Genomic DNA, 19,486 nt, shown 5'->3' on the forward strand with positions numbered 1-19,486 from the left:
GATGACCAGTAAACCTGTTGAGACCGACGTGCTTGTCGTCGGCAGCGGCCCGGCCGGCGCGACGGCGGCGGCGCTGCTCGGCATGTACGGCGTCAAGCACATCTTGGTGACCAAATATGGCTGGCTGGCTGACACGCCGCGCGCCCACATCACCAACCAGCGTGCGATGGAGGTGCTGCGCGATCTCGGCCTCGAGGACAAGGCGGTGGCGCAGGCGACGCCGCAGCATCTGATGGCCAACAACGTGTTCTGCGAGAGCCTTGCCGGCGAGGAGTTCGGCCGGCTCTATTCCTGGGGCAATCATCCCTCGCGCAAGGCGGATTACGATCTCGCCAGCCCGACCCGGATCTGCGACCTGCCGCAGAATTTGCTCGAGCCGATCCTGATCGAGGCCGCCGGCCAGCGCGGTACTTCGCTGTGCTTCAACACCGAATTCGTCGACCTGGTGCAGGATGCCGACGGCGTCACGGCAACGGTGAAGGATCGGCTATCCGACGAGACCTACCAGATCCGAGCGAAGTATCTGATCGGCGCCGATGGCGGCCGCAGCCGGGTGGCCGAGGTGATCGGGCTGCCGATGGAGGGGCAGATGGGCCGCGCCGGCAGCATGAACATCATCGTGCAGGCGGACTTGAGCAAATACGTCGCGCACAGGCCGAGTGTACTCTATTGGGTGCTGCAGCCGGGCGCGCAGATCGGCGGCATCGGCGCCGGCCTGATCCGCATGGTGCGGCCCTGGAACGAATGGCTGATCATCTGGGGCTACGACATCGAGCAGGGCGAGCGCAAGCTCAGCAATGACGAGGCGATCTCGATCGTGCGCAATCTCGTCGGCGACGAGACGCTGGAGGTCAAGGTTCGCTCGACCTCGACCTGGACCGTGAACGAGATGTATGCCGGCCACTATTCGTCCGGTCGCGCGTTCTGCGCCGGCGATGCCGTGCACCGCCATCCGCCGAGCAACGGCCTCGGCTCCAATACCTCGATCCAGGACTCCTATAATTTGTGCTGGAAGCTGAAGCTGGTGCTCGAGGGCCATGCCGCGCCGTCGCTGCTCGAGACCTATTCGGCCGAGCGCCAACCGGTCGGCAAGCAAATCGTGACCCGCGCCAACAAGAGCATCGGCGAGTTCCCGCCGATCTTCGAGGCAGTGGGTCTTGTCGCTTCGACCGATCCGGCGGAAGCACGCAAGGCGATCGCCGCGCGCAAGGCGCCGACCGCCGAAGGCAAGGCGCGCCGCAAGAAGCTCTATGAGGCCATCGCCAAGAAGAGCTACGAGTTCAACTGCCACGGCGTCGAGCTGAACCAGCGCTACGGCTCGACCGCCGTGGTGTCCGACGGCACGCCGATGCCGGCCTTCACCCGGGATCATGAGCTCTATTATCAGGCCACCACTTGGCCCGGCGCGCATCTGCCGCATGTCTGGGTCGAGCATCGCGGCCAGCGCAAATCGACGCTCGATCTTGTCGGCAAGGGCCATTTCACGCTGCTCACCGGGATCGGGGGCGATGGCTGGAAGACGGCGGCTGCCGCAATCGAGAAGGCCTACGGTCTGCAAGTCGATGTCGTCACCATCGGCCCGCAAGGCTGCGATGCGCTCGACGTCTATGCCGACTGGTATCGCCAGAGCGAAGTCGACGAGGACGGCTGCGTGCTGGTGCGTCCCGACATGTATGTCGCCTGGCGCGCCAGAGAGGCGGCCGTGAATGCCTCCGACGTGCTGCTCGATGTGTTCGGCCAGATCCTCGGTCGTAGTGCGAAGGCGCAGGCGAAGTCCGTCGCCGCCGCGTGATGCGACGCTACGCGGATAATTGTTCAGAGTGGAATGAACGGCAGCGGGCTTGAAACCGGCTTGCCTCAAGGGAGGGGAAAATGACCAAGGACCTATTGACCATAAAGTCTTTCGATCGCCGCCGTGTGCTGCAGGGCATCGCGGGTGGTTTCGCCGCCGCAGGCACGACGACTCTGTTCGCGCCGGCGGTGCAGGCGGCGAGCAAGCCGATCAAGATCGGCTATGTCTCGCCGAAGAGCGGTCCGCTGGCAGCCTTTGCCGAAGCTGACGATTTCGTGCTCGGCGAGTTCAGAAAGTTCATCAAGGATGGCGTCAAGGTCGGGTCACAGACCTATCAGGTCGAGGTGGTGACAAAAGACAGTCAGTCGAATCCGAACCGCGCCGCCGAGGTCGCCAAGGAACTGATCACCCGTGACAATGTCGGGCTGATCGTGGTCGGCGCCACGCCTGAAACCAACAATCCGGTGGCGACGCAGTGCGAGCTCGAGCAGGTGCCGTGCATCTCGAGCGTGGCGCCGTGGCAGACCAACTTCATCGGGCGGCAGGCCAATCCGGGCGATCCCAAGAGCTGGAAGCCGTTCGAATACACCTTCCACTATTTTTGGGGGCTGGAGGACGTGATCGGCGTCTTCACCAGCATGTGGAGCCAGGTCGCGACCAACAAGTCGGTGGGCGCGCTGTTCCCCAACGATGCCGACGGCAACGCGTGGGGCGACACCACCATCGGCTTCCCGCCCGTGTTGGCCAAGCAGGGTTTCAAGCTCACCGATCCCGGCCGCTTCCAGAACCTCACCGACGATTTCAGCTCGCAGATCGCGGCGTTTCGTGGTGCCGATGCCGAGATCGTCACGGGCGTGATCATCCCGCCCGACTTCACCACGTTCTGGAACCAGGCGCGGCAGAAGGGGCTGAAGCCGAAAGTCGTGTCGGTCGCCAAGGCGCTGCTGTTCCCGGCGTCGGTGCAGGCGCTCGGCAAGGGCGGCAACAACATCTCGACCGAGGTGTGGTGGACGCCGACGCATCCTTACAAGTCAAGCCTCAGCGGCGTCAGCGCGGCCGATCTCGCCAAGGGATATGAGCAGGCCTCCGGCAAGCAATGGACCCAGCCGATCGGCTTCGTGCATTCGCTGTTCGAGGTCGCGATCGACGCCATCAAGCGCTCCAGCGATCCGGGCGACGGCGCGGCGCTCGCGAAGGCGATCGGCGCCACCAGGCTCGACACCATCGTGGGCCAGGTCGCCTTCGGCTCCAGCGCCGTGCCGCCGTTCGCCGCTAAGAACATCGCCAAGACGCCGCTGGTCGGCGGCCAGTGGCGGCTCAGCGGCGACAAGTACAACATGGTGATCACGGACAACAAGCTGGCGCCGCAGATTCCGCTCGGCGGCGACATGCAGGCGCTGAGTTAGCGCAAGCCGGCTGCTCATCGAAGGCAGAAGATGCGCGGCGCTGCTGCGCATCTCCTCTCCGCCGAAACCAGATGTGGGCGACCATGCTCGAACTCCATGCCATCTCGAAACAGTTCGGCGCCATCGTCGTTGCAGACGCGATCGACCTAACGCTGTCCTCCGGTGAGGCACTGGGCGTGATCGGGCCGAACGGGGCCGGCAAATCGACCCTGTTCAACCTGATCACCGGGCTGCTGCGGCCCGATGCGGGCCGTATCGTTCTCAATGGCGCCGACATCACGAGTCTCCCGCCCGAGGCACGCTGTCGCGCCGGCATCGGGCGCTCGTTCCAGATCCCGCAACCGTTCGACCATCTCTCGGTGTTCGAGAACCTTGCGGTCGCCGCGCTGTTCGGTAGCGGCCTGTCGGAGGCGGATGCGATCCAGCATTGCGGCCGCATGCTCGATCTGACCGGCCTCGAAGCCAAGGCCAATCGCCTCGCGGGCAGCCTGCCGCTGCTCGATCGCAAGCGGCTCGAGCTGGCGCGGGCGCTCGCCACCCGGCCGCGCACGCTGTTGCTCGACGAGATCGCGGGCGGCCTCACCGATGCCGAATGCCACGAACTGGTCGAGACCATCCGCACCATCCATGCCGAAGGCGTCGGCATCATCTGGATCGAGCACGTGGTGCATGCGCTGCTCGCGGTGGTGCAGCGGCTGGTCGTCTTGAACTTTGGCAGGGTCGTCGCCCAGGGCGCACCAGTCGAGGTGATGCGCTCGCGCGAGGTCGAGACCATCTATATGGGCGTGCCGGCATGACCTCGCTGCTCAATGTCACGGCGCTCGATGCGTTCTACGGCGACTTCCAGGCGCTGTTCGGCATCGACTTCGAGCTGAACGAAGGCGAGGCGGTCGCAGTGATCGGCGCCAACGGCGCCGGCAAGTCGACCATGCTGAAATCGCTGGCGGGGCTGGTGAAGAACCGTCCCGATGCGATCCGCCTCGAGGGACGGGCGATCGGCGATGCGTCCGCCGCCAGCATCGTCCGGCTCGGCCTCGCGCTGGTGCCGGAGGGCCGCCAGCTGTTTCCCTCGCTCAGCGTCGAAGAGAACCTCTTGATCGGCGCCTATGGCGGCGAACGCAGCGCGCCGTGGGATCTCGCCGCGGTCTACCGGATGTTTCCCGTGCTGAAGGAGCGGCGGCGCAGCACTGTCACCGCGCTGTCGGGCGGGCAGCAGCAGATGGTGGCGATCGGCCGCGCGCTGATGTCCAACCCGTCGGTCCTGCTGTGCGACGAGATCAGCCTCGGCCTCGCGCCGATCGTGGTGGAGGACATCTACCGCATGCTGCCGCAGATCCGCTCTGGCGGTACCGCCGTCGTGCTGGTCGAGCAGGACATCGCCCGCGCCTTGCGGGCTTCGGATCGCTTCTACTGTTTGCAGGAGGGACGGGTGACGCTGAGCGGACGGCCTGGGGAAGTCGATCAGGACACGATCCGCGCGGCCTATTTCGGAGCATGAGGGAGCGATGAGCGGGTTCGACACCATCATCGAAGGCGTGCTGCTCGGCGGCGTCTATGCGCTGTTCGCGCTCGGCCTGTCGCTGATCTTCGGCATCATGCGCCTGGTCAATCTGGCGCATGGCGATCTGATCCTGCTTGCCGCCTATCTGGTGCTCAGCGCCACCACCGCGCTCGGTCTGCCGCTTGCGGCCGCATCCCTGCTGGTCGTCATCGCGATGTTCGTGCTCGGCTTCGTGCTGCAGCGGCTGGTGCTGGAGCGGGTGCTCGGCAACGACATCCTGCCGCCGCTGCTCGTCACCTTCGGCCTGTCGATCGTGATCCAGAACGGACTGCTGCTCGGCTACGGCGCCGACAGCCGCAGGCTGCAGGCAGGCGCCTTCGAATCCTCATCGGTGGCGCTCGCCCCCGGCCTGAGCGTCGGGCTGGCGCCGCTGACCGCGCTGGTGACGGCGGTTGCCGCCGTCGCGCTGCTCCAGCTCATCTTCTATCGCACCTCGCTCGGCCGCGCCTTCCGCGCCACTGCGGATAATCCTGAGATCGCGCAGTTGATGGGCATCAACGAGCGCAATGTCTACGCCATCGCGGTCGGACTGTCGCTCGCAGTGTCGGTGATCGCCGCTGTTGTGCTCGGTATCCGCGCCAGCTTCGATCCGTCGATCGGACCGGCGCGGCTGCTCTACGCATTCGAGGCGGTAATCATCGGCGGGCTCGGCAGCCTGTGGGGGACGCTGGCGGGCGGCATCGTGCTAGGGCTGGCGCAGGCGATCGGAGGGCGGATCAATCCGGAATGGCAGATCCTGGCCGGCCATCTCGCCTTTCTTACCGTTCTGATGGTGCGGCCGCGCGGGCTGTTCCCGGCGAGGCGCACATGAGCGTCGAAAGCATCCCTATCCCTGCAAGCCGCAAGCAGCGCCCGGCCGATGCGCCGGTGTGGCAGGTTCGGGTCGGCACACGGCTATCGCGCGTCGCGGCCGTGGCCGGCATCGCGCTGATTGTGGCGCTGGCCGCGCTGCCCGCGATCGCCTCGCGCAACCTGATCCAGGATCTGATCTTCGTCTTCACCATGCTGACCTTGGCACAGCTCTGGAACGTGCTGGCCGGGTGGGGCGGACTGATATCGGTCGGGCAGCAGGCGTTTGTCGGGCTCGGCGCCTATGCGCTGTTTGCCGGCATCGTGATGGCCGGGCTCGATCCGGTTGCCGCGATCCCGCTGGCCGGACTGTTCGCGGCGCTGATCGCGGCGGTGCTCGGGCCGCTGCTGTTCAGGCTAGAAGGGCCATATTTCGCGATCGGCAGCTGGGTCGCCGCCGAAGCGCTGCGGCTGATCTGCGCCCAGTTCAAGTCGCTCGGCGGCGGCACCGGGATGTCGATCTTGCCGGGCGAACTGTCGCAGATGGTCGGTCTGAAGGCGGTGCAGGCGCTGCTTGGCCTGCGCCCGGCAGCCGCGCGTGACGTGCTGGTTTACTGGCTGGCCCTGCTGCTCGCCGTGCTGATCACGCTCGGCATCTACGCCTTCATGCGCTCGCACCACGGCCTTGCGCTGGCCGCGAGCCGTGACAACGCAGCGGCGGCGCGCAGCGTCGGCGTCCGCACCGCGCGGACTCGCCACGTGCTTTGGATCGCAGTCGCGTTCGCCACCGGCATGGTCGGCGCCGTGGTTTATTTGCAGAAGGCCCGTATTTCGCCTGACGCGGCCTTCAGCGTCACCGACTGGACCGCCTATGTCATCTTCATCGTAGTGATCGGCGGGGTGCGCACCATCGAAGGTCCGATGGTCGGCGTGCTGCTGCTGTGGGGGCTCGTCACGTATCTCGCCCAGTATGGCAGTCTCTATCTGGTCGTGCTCGGCACACTCGCCATCTTGATCATGCTGTTCATGCCCAATGGCGTGTGGGGCGCGGCAGCTCGACGCTGGCAATTGCAGCTATTCCCGACACGACGCCGGCTCGGCCGCAGCGAGTCCGGACGAATGCCATTCTGACCAACGTTGTGTCGGGTATCCTCGTCCATTCAGGAGCGCCGCCGGTCCGTCTTTGACGCGTTCAGGCGTCCAAGAGGTTTAATTGCCCAAGCCGCTCAAGCCGTTACCGTTTGGATCTGATGGATCCGCGAGGGATTTCGCTCCTTGCTTGCGGATGTGCCCATCATCATCGACGGTGGCGTCACGAGCCATGCGGAAGCTAATCTAGACACTATCTGGCACATGTGGACGGCTTGATGTTGGGGCAGGCGGGCTATCTCGCACCGGATCATGGTCGGCGAGACCGAGGAGCTGCGGTTGATGAATCCGGTCGAAGCGGCCGAGGTGGCGGATGCCAACCGCGATCTCATCGTCGGCATCAAGGTGCGCGCCGGCCTGCATTCCTCGGGCACCTCGGGCGCGGTGCCGCTCGACATCGCGCTCGAGGTAGCGAACCAGGTCGGCATGCCGCTGATGGCGCATATCGACCATCCGCCGCCGAGCTATGAGGATGTGTTGGCGCGGCTGCGTCCCGGCAACGTGCTGACCCACGCGTTGCGCCCATTCCCCAATACCCCGGCGACGGCGCAAGGCACGGTGAAGAAAGCGGTGCTGGAGGCGCGCGAGCGCGGCGTGCTGTTCGACATCGGCCACGGCAAGGGCTCGTTCGCGTTCAAGACCGCGCGCGCCATGCTCGCCAACGGCTTCTATCCGGACACCATCTCCTCCGACATCCATCAGCTCTGTATCGACGGTCCCGCCTTCGACCAGGTGACGACCATGTCGAAATTCCTGTGCATGGGCATGGACCTGCCGGACGTGATCGCGGCGTCGACCGTGAATGCGGCGATGGCGCTGCGACGTCCCGAGCTCGGCAGCCTCAAGGTGGGCAGCGTCGGCGACGCCACGCTGATTTCGGTGAAGCAGGGCCAGTTCGACTACGAAGACGTCCTCGGCGAGCACCTGACGGGGAATCGCAAGATCGTGTCCGAAGGTGTCGTCATCGGCGGCCCGCTGGTGGCATCCGAATTGATGATCGCTAGCCCTGCTCGCGATAGAATTGCAGCAGCCGCGCGCCCGCCGGCGAAAGCCAGTCGGGCGCCCCGGCGATGTAGCCTTCGACGCGGCCGCTCGTCCCGACCAGATAGGTGATGGGCATGCCGACCAGCGAGAACGTCGCGCTGGAGGCTTCGGCCGCCGCGCCGTAAGCATCGACATAGCAGGCGAGATTCTGCACGGCGAGGCCGCCGAGAAACGCGCGGATCTTGCGCAGGTCTTTGCTGTCCGTGCAGATCGCAACGATATCGGGCCGGTCGGACCGTGAGGCGGCAAGGCTTGCGAGCATCGGCAGATCGAGCTTGCAGGCGGCGCACCAGGTCGCCCAGAAGTTCACCAATGTGATGTGGCCCGGCTTTGCCGTCACGATGACGTCCTTGCCGTGCACGTTCTGAAGCCTGAGCTGCGGCATCAATGCGCGCGGGCGGACCACCGTGAACTGGCTGCGGCCGGCCTCGAACACCGGCGGCCAGCTGTCCTGCGCGCGGGCCGCGCCCGGGACAGCGAGCGAGGCTGCCGCAGCCATCAGCATCGATCGCCGCGACAGCGTGGGACCGCTTTCGCGCTCCTTGTCACGCATGGATATAGGCCCAACCCTTCAGCTGCAGATCGACGACCCGGCCGATGCCGAAGGGCACGAGGCTCGCGCCCGGGATCAGCGCGATCGAGACCTGCTCCTTGGCCTCCGCGATCGCCTTTGACGAGGCGCACATGCTGTAGGTGAGGTTAGGCAGCGATTGCCGCAGCGTCGCGAGCGGCTCGATGAGCGGGGTCTTGTCGGCGCGGAAGACGTCGATGCCCTTGCCGTTGGCGACGACCTCGATCAGCAGCCGCGCGCCTCTGTCGGCAAAATGCTTGGAGAGGTTGGCCGAGTAGCTGACCGCATGACCCATGACGTAGGGCTCGTTGCTGTCGATCAGGATGACGACGCCCTCAGTGAGGCGATCCTCCTTGGCGGCGGCGCCGCCGGCCGTGAGGATCGATACGCCGGCGAGCAGGCCCCTGCGGGACATACGATTGAAAAGTGTCGTCACGTTAGCGTGCCTGCTATCGCATCAGAACTGGCGCGGTGCGATCGGCGCTTTGCTGTTACGTCCCCACAGCACGAAGAGGCTGAGCGCGAGCAGGACGAGGTTGAGCGGTGTTGTCGCAGCTTCGCCGCGCGAGAGATGGAAGACGAATGCGAACACCTGCAGCACGGAGCAGCCCAGCGCGGCCAACACAGTCAGTTGCGGCAGGATCCGGGTCAGGGCCGGCAGAAGAATGCCGATGCCACCGGCGAGATCGACCAGGGCGACGAAACGGACGAACGTTGGGGAATACTCGCCCGCAAATGGCATCATCGCGGCTAGCTCCGGAATCGGCGTGGTCAGCTTGACGAACCCCGCCGAGACGAAGACGGCGGCGAGGACGATCTGGGCGGCCCAGAGGCCGATGCGGAGGGCGCGGCCGGGGGTGGCGGTCTCGAAGGTGGTGGTGGACATGACGGTTCTCCGGAATGTGAAGGTTGCCACCATTTGATAGTTTCATCGTTTTTGATCATTATCCGTTTTGGGACTAGTTCATTTCCTGGATGTCAATGATCCCATGGATTCCCTCGTCAGCATGCGGGTGTTTTGCCTGGTCGCGGAGCTGAAAAGCTTTGCCGCTGCGGCCGCGCGCCTGCGTATCTCGCCTGCCATGGCGAGCAAGCATGTGATGCAGCTCGAGAAGCGGTTGGGCACGCGACTGCTCAACCGGACCAGCCGGCGCGTCAGCCTGAGCGAGAGCGGCGCGCTCTATTTCGAGCAGGCGCGGCAGATGCTGGATTCGCTCGACGAGGTTGAAGCTGCCGTCAGCAAGGCTACCGTCGTTCCGCGCGGCACGCTGCGGTTGACTGCACCGGTGTGGATGGCAAATGCGATGTTTGCGGGCGTGCTGGCGGACTACCAGGCCCGCTATCCCGAGGTGCGCCTCGACATCGATCTCAGCGGCCGGCTGGTCAATCTCGTCGAGGAGGGATTCGATCTCGCCTTGCGCGCGACCGGCAAGCTCGATGAGGCGCTGATCGCGCGCCCCATCGCCAGCGTCGTGTTCTACATGGTGGCCGCTCCGGTCTTTCTGAAACGCGCCGGCCGTCCGGAAACCCTCGCCGATCTCTCGGGCCTCCCCCTGTTGGAGTACGCGCCCTTTCCCGTCGAGGGCTTCTCCTTTACCGGCAAGCATGGCCCCGAAAGCGTCAAGCTCAATCCGGTGCTGCGTAGCGTTAACGAAACGCTGCTGCATATGGCGGCGCTGGAAGGCATGGGGCTCGCCTTCCTTCCGAAATGGCTGGTCGCCGACGACATCGCGGCCGGACGGCTCGAGCACGTCTTGCCCGACGCCGTCGTCTTCGAGGGGCGCCTCTTCGCGGTCTATCCCAGCCGCAAATATCTCTCCGCGAAGGTGCGGACCTTCATCGACTTCGTCGCCGCCGACAAGCGGATGGGATAGCAGGCGTGCCAGATCGCGCGTCGGCGAGCCCAGTGGACAAAAGCCCAAGGTCGCGTCGAGGCTGAGCGACTCGTCTCTATCGACGAGACCTGGACCAGGACCGATATGGCTCGGTTCTAGTCGCGCCCCGCCTCCATGATCGCTTTCGCAAGACGCGCCGGATCGGAGCACAGGTCGTGGCTTCCTGATACCTGCACCAGGCGGAACAGGTCGAGCTTCTCCGACAGCCGCGGATGCCAGCCATAGCTGTGCTGGCAGCGCGGTCCCCTCGGTGCAGTTGATATAGGACTTTGCCAGTGGCATCTCAGCCGGATTGGCCTTCAGCGCGATCTTGTCGGTGAAAGTTGCGTGTCAATCGCCGAGCCATTTGACCCCGATCTGCGTCCAACGCTGACCCCACCCACTGTGTCTGAAGGTATTGCCAATACAAAGGATCTCGAGTTTCCGGACCGCTGGAATCAGTGATTGCGCGCTGACGCCAACATCTTCTCAATGCGGTGGACTGCGCCGCAGCTTCCAGCATGGCACCATTCGCTCAAGTGAACTCTGAGGTGTAAAGACCTCGTGCACTACAACCGCTGCAACGTGCGTCAGTAGCATGCCGTAAACAGCCCACGCACCCCAATCGTGAATGGTCTGTCCGAGCTTTGACAAGATCTCGTCTAGGGGGACTATCCGCGGCCAAGAAAAGAGGCCGAAGAAGGAAAGCGGATAGCCACCAGCTCCTGAAAATAGATAGCCGGAGATGGGCATGATTATCATCAGGAGATATAGGAACAGGTGCACTCCGCGAGCGGCCGCGCGAGTAACGACAGTGCTGTGCGCCATCTCAGTCGGCCCTGGCACCAGTAAGCGGTAGGCAATCCGGGGTACGATCAGAAGAAGCGCGATCATGCCGAAGGACTTATGGACCTCAAGCAAGGTTCGCCGTAGCGAAGTGCCTGGGAGCTGGAACGACGCCCAGAAACCGAGCACGACTGCAACGATGATGATGACGGCCATGCTCCAGTGGAAGGCGCGTTGCACATGATCGTAGACCTCTCTTGAAGACTCGTCGGCGGTTTCTGGCTGGGACAATTCTGACACAGGCCTATCGCAATTTTGAATGGAGTTACTTGGATTGAAATTAGATTCGGCGCTACGCTGCGAGCAAACGCGAAAAATTTGTTCGTCAGTTGAGAGGTTCTCATGCAGTCCCGCTTGCCATCGCTGAACGCGATTCGTGCCTTTGAGGCCGCCGCCCGGCACCTAAGCTTCAAGAGCGCGGCAGCGGAATTGCACGTCACGCCATCCGCGATCAGCCATCAAATCCGACTCATGGAGGCCGACCTTGGGTTTGAGCTGTTTCTACGGAGCGCAAACGCCATCAAATTGACCGAGACCGCAGAGCGGATGTTGCCGCAGTTGACCGCTGGATTGGATCTCATTCGACGTACGGTTGCGCCGGAGATCATTTCTGGACGAGAGAGGTTACTTTATATCACCACGCTGCCGACCTTCGCGGCGCGCTGGTTTCTTCCCCGAATGCAACGCTTTTACAGTCAGAATCCTGCCTGCCGCATTAGCATCGATGCCTCTGCGGAGGTCGTAAATCTCCAACAATCGCGGTTTGACTGCGCGATCCGAAATGGAGGTGGCAATTGGCCTGGCTTGTTGACCGACCGACTGTTTGGGGAGCGTCTGACACCCGTTTGCAGCCCCAGGCTTTTGCGGGAAAGTCGATGTGATCTCACTGCACGTCCAACGCTGCACGTTCAGACCCGGCCAAAGGACTGGCCGGTTTGGCTCGCGACCGCAGGGCTCACGAAAGACGGTAAAGAGGAGATTTGGCTTAGCTCGCGTAGCCTAGCCATCCAGGGAGCAATTGAGGGCCTCGGATACGCATTAGTCGATCCTTCTTTCATTGCTGACGATTTAGCCAGCGGGCGGCTCACTTTATCCCATCCGAAAGTGCATTCGGCGAGCGCGGGAACTTACTATCTGGTTTACAGAGAAGAAGCGTCGCGAAACTACTCGTTTCAACAATTCCGTACTTGGGTGCTGCAAGAGGCTTCCGCGTATGCCGCAAATTCAATCGATCGAAGACAAGATGCTAGCGCTGTGTGATCCGATTGTTCTCGGCATCCGCCTGAGGATGGGAGTGATGGAAGCGACGCCTCACGTCACCTGACTCGGCTTATAGGGCATCACCAGCTATCGTGATGCCCTCCTACCGAACTCCTCTAACAATAACTCATCACAGGGTCGGGCCGGATTTCACCACGTCATTGGACATTTTCCAGCATCGGGAAGCATAGCCGCGGGGTGACGACCTGCATCTTTCCGGTGCGACGCTCCATTGGATCTCGGACGCCTAAATAGGGCCCTGGATGCGTTGGCGACGATCTATGGGCAGAAGCTGTGGCGTTGCAAGGGCATCGTACATTCAGTCGGACACCGCAGCCGCCTTGTGGTTCAGGGCGTGCGAGCGGTCGTCCAGATTAGCGGTGGAACGATGTGGCGACCTTTCGAGCCTCGCCGAACGGTGCTCATATTTCATTGGTTTGGAGCTCGAGTCAGCCGCGATCCAAGAACGTCTAAATAACTGCAGGACGCTCGACGAAAAGGCGCCAGCAGTGCAGATGGACCCATCAATCAGAAACGACGAGTGAGGAAGCCTTGAAGCGTCGTGAATTTCCTGAAGGTGGGGACGAGTGCCGGCGGAGGTGTGCTTGCTACCTCGATCGCAGCGCCGGCGATCGCGCAAACTCAGCCCGAGATCAAATGGAGGATCCCTCGAGTTTCCGGAAATCGATCGATAGCTTGTACGGTGCTGCGGACTTCATGGTGAAGCGGGTGGCGGAGATTTGCGGTCAATCGCTTCAAGATACAATTGTTCGCACCAGGCGAAATTGTACCAGCGTTGCAAGTGCCAGACGCGAGACAAAATAGAACCGTCGAAATGGCCTGATCAACGGGCTTGCGCTGTTTGCCACGACCGCAGGTAGCCGCAGAGTGCGGCGAGGGCGGAGCTTAGCGGCAAGTAGAGGACGTCAAGCCATAAATGGCCGGTACCGCTGACCACCGCATAAACTCCAAGACCGACGCAAGAATGGACGCGAGCGCGCCGTTCAGCACTTTCGTCATGCTTCGCGATGCCTGCCGAGACGTAGCCACCAAGGACCGAGCAGAGCCCGCCCAGATTGCTCGATGTAGCAAGGAAGATGGTACTCGTCTTCAGTATCTCTATAACAGGTCCAGCGTCGCGGTCGGGCGGAGATCGCACCCTTGCCGAGTCTAGACGTAGATCGTGGCGGGGCATCGCCATGGCCGACTAGCTGCGGGAGTCTAATTTGCAGGGGAGGATACGATGCTACGTGAGGTATTATAGATGGCGCGGATGACTTCGAGGATCTCGCGAACCTCCGGCGAGGTGTCGCTGGCGCGAAAGCTCATGATGAGCGGTGAGGTGATCGAATCTTCCGCGAGCGGACGATAGAGCACATCGTGTCTGCGCAGGTGTTGGACGGATTGCGGGACCAAGCTGATACCCACGCCGGCTGCGACCAAGCCCAACGCGGTCTGCAGCTCGCGGACTTCCTGAACGACTTGCGCCTCCATGCTCCGATCGCGGAAGAAGGACAATATCTGATCGGCATAGCTCGGCCGCGGCGACCTCGGATAAAGCACCAGAGGTTCGGCGGCGATATCGACGAAGCGCAGCGTCTCACGTTCGCGCAAGGGATGGTCGGGCGATAGTGCAACCAGCAGGCTCTCCTCGACAATCACCTCGCGACGGATGGCCGGATCGTCGAACCGGAGACGACCGAAGCCGACATCGATGCGCCCCTCCTTGAGGGCTGCGATCTGTTCCACCGTGTTCATTTCGATGAGCCCGACTTCGAGCCGGGAATGGGCCGCGCGGAAACCGCGGACCACATCGGGTAAGCCACCATAGAGAGCGGAGCCGACGAAGCCGATGATAAGCTGGCGCCGTCCGGCTTCACCGAAGCGGCGGGTCGTAATGCGGAGTTCGTCGGCCCGCTCCAGGATCTGCAGGGCATGCTCGTGAAAGAAACGCCCCGCGGGCGTGAGCCGCAGCGGCCGGCTGCCGCGTTCAAACAGCGCGACGCCGAGTTCCTCTTCCAGATCGCGCATCTGCCGGCTCAGGGGTGGTTGGGCGATGCGCAGCTTCTCCGCCGCCCGGGTAAAGCTCCGTTCGCCGGCGACCGCCGTGAAATAACGCAGATGACGCAGTTCCACTTGATACCTTCTAGGTATGGATAGGGACCAATACGGTCTTTGACCTGCGGGCCTTTGGCATGGAATCCCTATTGCTAACAGGAGAAACGCCCTTCATGAGCACCAGCGTGGCAGCTCGCATCGACGAGGTCGAGACCTTTTTGGTCGATGTGCCCACTATCCGCCCGCATCGATTGTCGATGCATACGATGAACAGCCAGTGCCTGGTCCTGGTCATGATCCGGTGCTCCGACGGGACCATCGGACTGGGCGAGGGCACGACCATCGGCGGCCTCAGCTATGGCGAGGAGAGTCCGGAAGGCATCAAGCTGACCATCGACACTTACATCGCCCCGGCCATCGTCGGCATGGACGCTTCCCGCGTCGCCGCCGTCATGGCGAGCGTGCAGCGACGGGTGAAGGGCAACCGCTTCGCCAAATGCGCGGTGGAGACCGCGCTCTTGGACGCTCTCGGCAAGCGCCTCGGCCAGCCGGTATCGGAACTCCTCGGCGGGCGCCAGCACGACACATTGCCGGTTGCCTGGACGCTTGCCAGCGGCGACACGGCCCGCGACATCGATGAAGCGGAGCAAATGCTGGCCAAGCGCCGCCACAACATTTTCAAGCTGAAGATCGGTCTGCGTGCGTGGGATGCCGATGTGGCCCATGTGGCAGCGATCAAGAAGGCCCTTGGAGACCGCGCCAGCGTGCGCGTGGATGTGAACCAGGCCTGGACTGAGCCCGTCGCGCGGCGCGGCATCGCCGCTCTGGAGGTCGCCGGCGTGGACCTGGTCGAACAACCGCTTCCGCGCGACAATCGATTGGCCCAGGCGCGCCTCGCCGGCCGCTTCACGATTGCCATCATGGCCGATGAGGCCTTGCATGGCCTGACCGACGCCTTCGACATCGCGGCCAACGGCACGGCCGATGTGTTCGCATTGAAGATCGCGCAGGCAGGCGGCTTGTTCGACGCCGCGAAGATCGCGGCCGTCGCGGAGGCTGCGGGGATCGGCCTTTACGGCGGCACGATGCTCGAAGGCGGTGTCGGCACAGCCGCTTCGGCGCAGCTGTTCTCAGCGTTGCCGCAACTCGCGTGGGGCACCGAACTGTTCGGTCCGCTGTTGCTGACCGAGGAGATCCTGGCGACGCCCCTGCGTTATGCCGACTTCGCGCTGCAGGTACCGTCGACTCCGGGCATCGGCGTCGAACTGGACATGGAGCGCGTCGCATTTTTCAGCCGCGACCGCCGCGCAGCGCGCGTCCATCCAGTTCGTACGGCTGTGGGAGCCTGAGCCATGCTGTTCCAGGTTGAAATGACCGTCGAGATTCCGCACGGGCTCGCCCCTGACGTGGTCGCGCAGCTGAAAGAAACCGAGCGTCAACGCGCGCAGGAGCTGCAGCGCAGCGGTCAATGGCGCCATCTGTGGAGGGTCGCCGGTCGCTACGCCAATATCAGCATCTTCGACGTGGAGAGCAATGAGGCGCTGCACGACATTCTGTCGACCTTGCCGCTCTTCCCCTTCATGCGCGTGAGCGTGACCCCGTTGTGCCGGCACCCCTCGTCCAATCGTGCCGACGACGGCTAGGTGCGCGATCCGGGTCTCGGTCAACCAAAACAGCAATAGTGATCAATTTCCTTGGGCGGAAACAACACCATGAACGAACAAAGCATTGCCGAGCCGCTAGAGCCCCTCTACGTACCCACGTCGGGCAATGACCATCAAGAACGGGACACTGCGATTGAAAAGGCTGCGATGCGCAAGATCATCTGGCGCATCGTTCCGATCCTGACCCTGTCGTACTTCCTGGCCTATCTTGACCGCATCAATATCGGGTTTGCAGCGCTCGAGATGAACAAGAGTCTCGGCCTGTCCAGCACCGTCTACGGGTGGGCGGCCGGTGTGTTCTTCATCGCCTACATCATTTTCGAAATTCCGAGCAATCTCATCCTGGAGCGCGTCGGCACACGGGTATGGATCGCACGCATTCTCATGACGTGGGGACTGATCGCGGCCGGGGCTGCCTTCGTCGTCGGCCCGGCGTCGCTCGTCATCGTGCGGTTCCTGCTGGGTTTCGCAGAGGCAGGCTTCTTTCCGGGCGTTCTGCTCTATCTCACCTATTGGTGCCCGGCGGCTTACCGCGCCAAAGTCATCGCTGCGTTTTCAGTGTCGGTGCCGCTCGCAGGCTTCGTCGGCTCGCCTCTGTCGGGTGCGCTTCTCGGAATGGACGGCTATCTGGGACTGCACGGGTGGCAGTGGCTGTTCATTGTTGAAGGATTGCCCGCGACGTTCCTGGGCCTCTTCGTCCTCGTCTACCTTCCCAGCAAACCGGACTCCGCCAGCTGGCTGTCGCGCGACGAGAAGCGTTGGCTGCAGCGGAAGCTGGCCGCAGAGGAGCTGAGCAACGCGGGCGGCTCACATGGCAGCGTGTGGCGCACGCTGGCGAACCCCCGGGTTCTCGCCCTTGGGCTCGCCTCAGCCGGCAGCCTTGCGACCGGCTACGGCCTGGCCTTCTGGCAGCCGCAGATGGTGAAGTCGTTCGGTCTGACGAACTTCCAGACCGGCCTGGTCAATGCCGTTCCCTTTGCTGTCGCGGCGGTCGGCATGTTCGTCTGGGCGCGTCGCTCCGACGGTCGGCGGGAACGCGTCTGGCATACGGTGGTGCCCTTGCTGGTCTCTGCGGTCGCGTTGGCGTCCTGCATCTATCTTCATCAACTGAGCCTGGTGGTCGTTGCGCTGTGCTTTGCGCTGCTCGGGGGATACGGGGTGAAAGGACCGTTCTGGGCGCTGGTCTCCGAGTGGACGTCGCCGTCTGAAAAGGCGGCCGCGATCGCTATGATCAATTCGCTCGCCAACATTTCCGGCTTCGTGGCTCCCTTTCTCCTCGGGTTCATCAAGGATCAGACGGGAAGCTTCGTGCTCGGGTTGATTCCGATGATCGTCCTCGCCTGCATCGGCGCGGCAACCATTTTGATCCTGAAGGGATACGGGGCCTCAGGCTCACGCCAACCTGTATCATCACCGGGGTGACGTCTACTTGGCAGGGAGGCGGACCGCGCAAAAATCAGGACCAGTGCGCACGACCGGAGCTTGCCCAACCGGAATGGTGGCCGTCACCGCGTTGGTTGCGGTGCTCATCACCGACGCCGTGTTGCCACCCCCATTCGCGGCATTTGGATAGCGCACGACGCCCTTGCCAGGGTAGGAACGTGTAACGCTCGGTTGTGGCTGCCGTAATAGTGCCCCTTGATGTGTTGGAAACTGACGGTCGAGCGAGACGTAGAGATGGTAGCGGCCCGCCTCGGCCATGAAGCGTCGTTTTCCCTCGGCGGCGTCCCCGTCCGGTGTGATCCAGTCGCGAAATATCGACGGCCGATGCTTGAGCGTCCAATTCGACATATCGACGCTTTTGAGGTATCGGGGCTCAACTCTACCTTGCGCCAGGCGCCATTGATCAGTTCACCCATCTACGCTTTCCGGTCTGGCGCGTCTCGAAGCAGTGGCACGACTTTGACGCCAAGCAACTCGATCGATCGCCGCATAGCCTCTGTTTCGAGTGCGGCGGTGCTCATCTGAAGCGTGATGCGGGACACGCCGCCCAATGCTTGGCTGCACGCCTTTATCTTGGCAGCGACCGTGTGCGGACTGCCGATCAGGAAGGCCCCTGCGGGACCGCACATAGCCTCGAATTGCGCCCGCGTCGGCGGCAGCCAGCCCCGCTCCTTCGCGCCGGTGCTAAACGCCTGGAACCAGCCGGGAAAGAAAGCCTCTCTGGCCGCCTCGTCCGTATCGGCGACAAAACCCATGGCATGGACACCGACCTTTTGTTTGGCCAGCGGATGACCCGCGGCCTGCCAAGCGCGCCGGTAGAGGTCGACAGCAGGCCGGAAGCGCTCGAAGCTGCCGCCGATAATGGCGACCATCAGCGGCAGGCCAAGCGTACCGGCGCGCGCGAACGAACCTGGCGTACCGCCAACGCCGAGCCAGATCGGCAACCGTTCCTGATGCGGGCGAGGATAAACACCTTCACCATTCAGCGCTGGCCGGAAACGGCCATTCCAACTGATATGAGGCGCATCGTTGAGCTTGAGCAGGAGGTCGAGCTTTTCGGCAAACAACGCATCATAGTCGCGCAGGTCGTAGCCAAACAGCGGATAGGCTTCGGTGAAAGACCCCCTGCCAACCACAAGTTCGGCTCTGCCTTTCGAAATAAGATCGAGTGTCGCGAACTCCTGAAACACCCGTACCGGGTCGGCAGCGCTGATCACCGCGACCGCGCTTGTCAGCCTGATAGTCTTCGTGCGCGCCGCCGCAGCCGCGAGAATAACGGCAGGCGCCGAGTCGAGCGTGTTCTCCCGGTGATGCTCGCCCATGCCGAAGACGTCCAGGCCGACCTGGTCGGCCAGCTCCATTTCTGCAAGCACGCTTTCCATGCGATCAGGGGCGGACTGCAAATGGCCTGTCCTTGGGTCGATCGCAAGCATCGCAAAACTATCGATACCGATCTCCACTCTTCATTCCTTTCGAGGCGCGATACTGAGAACTTGCGCGATCTGAAACCTCGACAATGCGGTGTTGATCTTCAAAGGCATTCAAGAGTGCCTGTTTTGAGCCCGACTTCGGTTTCAGCCGTGGTTCTGGAGGACGTCGGACAGACTGCGGCGATGCAGCCATGCGACAGTCGAGGTGATCGCCAGCAGCACGATAGCCGGGAGCGGGCTCCCGCCGATCAGCGCCAGATGAGTGAACACGGCGCAGACCATGGTAACAGCCAACAGAACGGCGCCGAACGCCGCCGTCGCCGGGACCAGAATGGCGATACCGCCCACGATCTCGACCACGCCGGTGAAGATCCTGAACCACTGGCCGGCCCCGATCTGCTCGAAAATAGCAACCATCATCGGCACGCCCGCAAGCTTGGCGCCGCCGGCAGAAATGAATGCAGCCGCACTGAGCAGGCGAAGAACCCAGGAAGTGATCCTGACAGCTTTGGTGGGAGTCTGTGAGTTTTGCGATGATGGCATAGAGCACCTTGAAACTGAGCGTTGGGGGAAACTGCGCAGTCCAGACGGGTTTGACG

General features: G+C 63.1%; 19 protein-coding genes and 4 pseudogenes. 14 read left to right on the forward strand and 9 right to left on the reverse strand.

Annotated features, from left to right (window positions below):
* Position 1 precedes the first annotated feature (1 nt).
* From GGD63_RS05470 to GGD63_RS05500, 7 genes and pseudogenes are all read left to right on the forward strand, one after another.
* Positions 2-1,792: an FAD-dependent monooxygenase gene (locus tag GGD63_RS05470; RefSeq protein ID WP_183240729.1), complete on the forward strand. Its 1,791-nt coding sequence runs from the start codon at positions 2-4 to the stop codon at positions 1,790-1,792.
* 80 nt (positions 1,793-1,872) lie between these two features.
* The gene (locus GGD63_RS05475; RefSeq protein WP_183239881.1) at positions 1,873-3,198 is read left to right on the forward strand and encodes an ABC transporter substrate-binding protein; all 1,326 of its coding nucleotides are present in this window, start codon (positions 1,873-1,875) and stop codon (positions 3,196-3,198) included.
* Between the two features lie 83 nt (positions 3,199-3,281).
* Positions 3,282-3,995 (forward strand): ABC transporter ATP-binding protein, encoded by a 714-nt coding sequence (locus GGD63_RS05480; RefSeq protein WP_246785364.1) that lies wholly within the window; start codon positions 3,282-3,284, stop codon positions 3,993-3,995.
* Entirely contained in the window at positions 3,992-4,696 is a 705-nt protein-coding gene (locus GGD63_RS05485) for an ABC transporter ATP-binding protein (protein ID WP_183239883.1), read from the forward strand. Before GGD63_RS05480 ends, GGD63_RS05485 begins: the two co-directional genes overlap by 4 nt.
* A 7-nt stretch (positions 4,697-4,703) precedes the next feature.
* Positions 4,704-5,570 carry a branched-chain amino acid ABC transporter permease gene (locus tag GGD63_RS05490; protein ID WP_183239884.1) on the forward strand — a complete coding sequence of 289 codons (867 nt, stop codon included), beginning with the start codon at positions 4,704-4,706 and terminating at the stop codon, positions 5,568-5,570.
* Entirely contained in the window at positions 5,567-6,679 is a 1,113-nt protein-coding gene (locus GGD63_RS05495) for a branched-chain amino acid ABC transporter permease (protein ID WP_183239885.1), read from the forward strand. Before GGD63_RS05490 ends, GGD63_RS05495 begins: the two co-directional genes overlap by 4 nt.
* Before the next feature lie 258 nt (positions 6,680-6,937).
* A pseudogene (locus GGD63_RS05500) lies at positions 6,938-7,691 on the forward strand (amidohydrolase/deacetylase family metallohydrolase); the annotation flags it as partial.
* 6 nt (positions 7,692-7,697) lie between these two features.
* Here GGD63_RS05500 and GGD63_RS05505 read toward each other — a convergent pair.
* The 3 genes from GGD63_RS05505 to GGD63_RS05515 are packed head-to-tail and all read right to left on the reverse strand — an operon-like array spanning position 7,698 to position 9,198.
* Complete coding sequence (locus GGD63_RS05505) at positions 7,698-8,294, reverse strand: TlpA disulfide reductase family protein (RefSeq protein WP_183239887.1); 597 nt, start codon at positions 8,292-8,294, stop codon at positions 7,698-7,700.
* Positions 8,287-8,727 (reverse strand): DsrE family protein, encoded by a 441-nt coding sequence (locus GGD63_RS05510; RefSeq protein ID WP_183240731.1) that lies wholly within the window; start codon positions 8,725-8,727, stop codon positions 8,287-8,289. The genes GGD63_RS05505 and GGD63_RS05510 overlap by 8 nt, the downstream gene beginning before the upstream one ends.
* Before the next feature lie 42 nt (positions 8,728-8,769).
* Positions 8,770-9,198: a DoxX family protein gene (locus GGD63_RS05515; protein ID WP_183239888.1), complete on the reverse strand. Its 429-nt coding sequence runs from the start codon at positions 9,196-9,198 to the stop codon at positions 8,770-8,772.
* A gap of 103 nt (positions 9,199-9,301) precedes the next feature.
* Here GGD63_RS05515 and GGD63_RS05520 point away from each other — a divergent pair, with 103 nt between their 5' ends.
* Positions 9,302-10,186 carry a LysR family transcriptional regulator gene (locus GGD63_RS05520; protein WP_183239889.1) on the forward strand — a complete coding sequence of 295 codons (885 nt, stop codon included), beginning with the start codon at positions 9,302-9,304 and terminating at the stop codon, positions 10,184-10,186.
* A gap of 12 nt (positions 10,187-10,198) precedes the next feature.
* Positions 10,199-10,297 (forward strand): annotated as a pseudogene (locus GGD63_RS40060) (IS630 family transposase); the annotation flags it as partial.
* A 5-nt stretch (positions 10,298-10,302) separates the two neighbouring features.
* Here the strand turns inward: GGD63_RS40060 and GGD63_RS40750 are convergent.
* Positions 10,303-10,534: pseudogene (locus GGD63_RS40750) on the reverse strand (alpha/beta hydrolase); the annotation flags it as partial.
* Positions 10,535-10,675: 141 nt separating this feature from the next.
* Positions 10,676-11,272: a cytochrome b gene (locus GGD63_RS05525; RefSeq protein WP_312013098.1), complete on the reverse strand. Its 597-nt coding sequence runs from the start codon at positions 11,270-11,272 to the stop codon at positions 10,676-10,678.
* A 102-nt stretch (positions 11,273-11,374) separates the two neighbouring features.
* Here GGD63_RS05525 and GGD63_RS05530 point away from each other — a divergent pair, with 102 nt between their 5' ends.
* The gene (locus tag GGD63_RS05530) at positions 11,375-12,292 is read left to right on the forward strand and encodes a LysR substrate-binding domain-containing protein (protein ID WP_183239890.1); all 918 of its coding nucleotides are present in this window, start codon (positions 11,375-11,377) and stop codon (positions 12,290-12,292) included.
* A 223-nt stretch (positions 12,293-12,515) separates the two neighbouring features.
* A pseudogene (locus tag GGD63_RS40915) lies at positions 12,516-12,770 on the forward strand (GTP-binding protein); the annotation flags it as partial.
* Between the two features lie 743 nt (positions 12,771-13,513).
* On the opposite strand, the gene GGD63_RS05540 reads toward GGD63_RS40915, so the two are convergent.
* Entirely contained in the window at positions 13,514-14,428 is a 915-nt protein-coding gene (locus GGD63_RS05540; protein ID WP_183239892.1) for a LysR family transcriptional regulator, read from the reverse strand.
* A 95-nt stretch (positions 14,429-14,523) separates the two neighbouring features.
* On the opposite strand from GGD63_RS05540, the gene GGD63_RS05545 reads away from it, so the two are divergent.
* The 3 genes from GGD63_RS05545 (at position 14,524) to GGD63_RS05555 (ending at position 17,436) form a co-directional block, all read left to right on the forward strand.
* Entirely contained in the window at positions 14,524-15,699 is a 1,176-nt protein-coding gene (locus GGD63_RS05545) for a muconate/chloromuconate family cycloisomerase (protein ID WP_183239893.1), read from the forward strand.
* Between the two features lie 3 nt (positions 15,700-15,702).
* Entirely contained in the window at positions 15,703-15,993 is a 291-nt protein-coding gene (gene catC, locus GGD63_RS05550) for a muconolactone Delta-isomerase (RefSeq protein WP_183239894.1), read from the forward strand.
* Between the two features lie 69 nt (positions 15,994-16,062).
* Entirely contained in the window at positions 16,063-17,436 is a 1,374-nt protein-coding gene (locus GGD63_RS05555) for an MFS transporter (RefSeq protein WP_183239895.1), read from the forward strand.
* A 3-nt stretch (positions 17,437-17,439) separates the two neighbouring features.
* Here the strand turns inward: GGD63_RS05555 and GGD63_RS40920 are convergent, their stop codons facing one another.
* The 3 genes from GGD63_RS40920 to GGD63_RS05570 all read right to left on the reverse strand — a co-directional run bounded on the left by GGD63_RS40920 (position 17,440) and on the right by GGD63_RS05570 (position 19,430).
* The gene (locus GGD63_RS40920) at positions 17,440-17,805 is read right to left on the reverse strand and encodes a hypothetical protein (protein WP_183239896.1); all 366 of its coding nucleotides are present in this window, start codon (positions 17,803-17,805) and stop codon (positions 17,440-17,442) included.
* 68 nt (positions 17,806-17,873) lie between these two features.
* Positions 17,874-18,917, reverse strand: a complete 1,044-nt coding sequence (locus GGD63_RS05565; protein ID WP_183239897.1) for an Atu2307/SP_0267 family LLM class monooxygenase — start codon at positions 18,915-18,917, stop codon at positions 17,874-17,876.
* Positions 18,918-19,031: 114 nt separating this feature from the next.
* Complete coding sequence (locus tag GGD63_RS05570; RefSeq protein ID WP_183239898.1) at positions 19,032-19,430, reverse strand: DoxX family protein; 399 nt, start codon at positions 19,428-19,430, stop codon at positions 19,032-19,034.
* Positions 19,431-19,486: the final 56 nt, after the last annotated feature.

This window comes from Bradyrhizobium sp. cir1 (assembly GCF_014198245.1).
Lineage (GTDB): Bacteria > Pseudomonadota > Alphaproteobacteria > Rhizobiales > Xanthobacteraceae > Bradyrhizobium.

Excerpts from the sequence above, each read along its gene's own strand:
- GGD63_RS05470 (WP_183240729.1), top strand. The coding sequence starts at position 2 with ATGACCAGTAAACCTGTTGAGACCGACGTGCTTGTCGTCGGCAGCGGC.
- GGD63_RS05475 (WP_183239881.1), top strand. The coding sequence starts at position 1,873 with ATGACCAAGGACCTATTGACCATAAAGTCTTTCGATCGCCGCCGTGTG.
- GGD63_RS05480 (WP_246785364.1), top strand. The coding sequence starts at position 3,282 with ATGCTCGAACTCCATGCCATCTCGAAACAGTTCGGCGCCATCGTCGTT.
- GGD63_RS05485 (WP_183239883.1), top strand. The coding sequence starts at position 3,992 with ATGACCTCGCTGCTCAATGTCACGGCGCTCGATGCGTTCTACGGCGAC.
- GGD63_RS05490 (WP_183239884.1), top strand. The coding sequence starts at position 4,704 with ATGAGCGGGTTCGACACCATCATCGAAGGCGTGCTGCTCGGCGGCGTC.
- GGD63_RS05495 (WP_183239885.1), top strand. The coding sequence starts at position 5,567 with ATGAGCGTCGAAAGCATCCCTATCCCTGCAAGCCGCAAGCAGCGCCCG.
- GGD63_RS05505 (WP_183239887.1), bottom strand. The coding sequence starts at position 8,294 with ATGCGTGACAAGGAGCGCGAAAGCGGTCCCACGCTGTCGCGGCGATCG.
- GGD63_RS05510 (WP_183240731.1), bottom strand. The coding sequence starts at position 8,727 with ATGTCCCGCAGGGGCCTGCTCGCCGGCGTATCGATCCTCACGGCCGGC.
- GGD63_RS05515 (WP_183239888.1), bottom strand. The coding sequence starts at position 9,198 with ATGTCCACCACCACCTTCGAGACCGCCACCCCCGGCCGCGCCCTCCGC.
- GGD63_RS05520 (WP_183239889.1), top strand. The coding sequence starts at position 9,302 with ATGGATTCCCTCGTCAGCATGCGGGTGTTTTGCCTGGTCGCGGAGCTG.
- GGD63_RS05530 (WP_183239890.1), top strand. The coding sequence starts at position 11,375 with ATGCAGTCCCGCTTGCCATCGCTGAACGCGATTCGTGCCTTTGAGGCC.
- GGD63_RS05545 (WP_183239893.1), top strand. The coding sequence starts at position 14,524 with ATGAGCACCAGCGTGGCAGCTCGCATCGACGAGGTCGAGACCTTTTTG.
- catC (WP_183239894.1), top strand. The coding sequence starts at position 15,703 with ATGCTGTTCCAGGTTGAAATGACCGTCGAGATTCCGCACGGGCTCGCC.
- GGD63_RS05555 (WP_183239895.1), top strand. The coding sequence starts at position 16,063 with ATGAACGAACAAAGCATTGCCGAGCCGCTAGAGCCCCTCTACGTACCC.
- GGD63_RS40920 (WP_183239896.1), bottom strand. The coding sequence starts at position 17,805 with ATGTCGAATTGGACGCTCAAGCATCGGCCGTCGATATTTCGCGACTGG.
- GGD63_RS05570 (WP_183239898.1), bottom strand. The coding sequence starts at position 19,430 with ATGCCATCATCGCAAAACTCACAGACTCCCACCAAAGCTGTCAGGATC.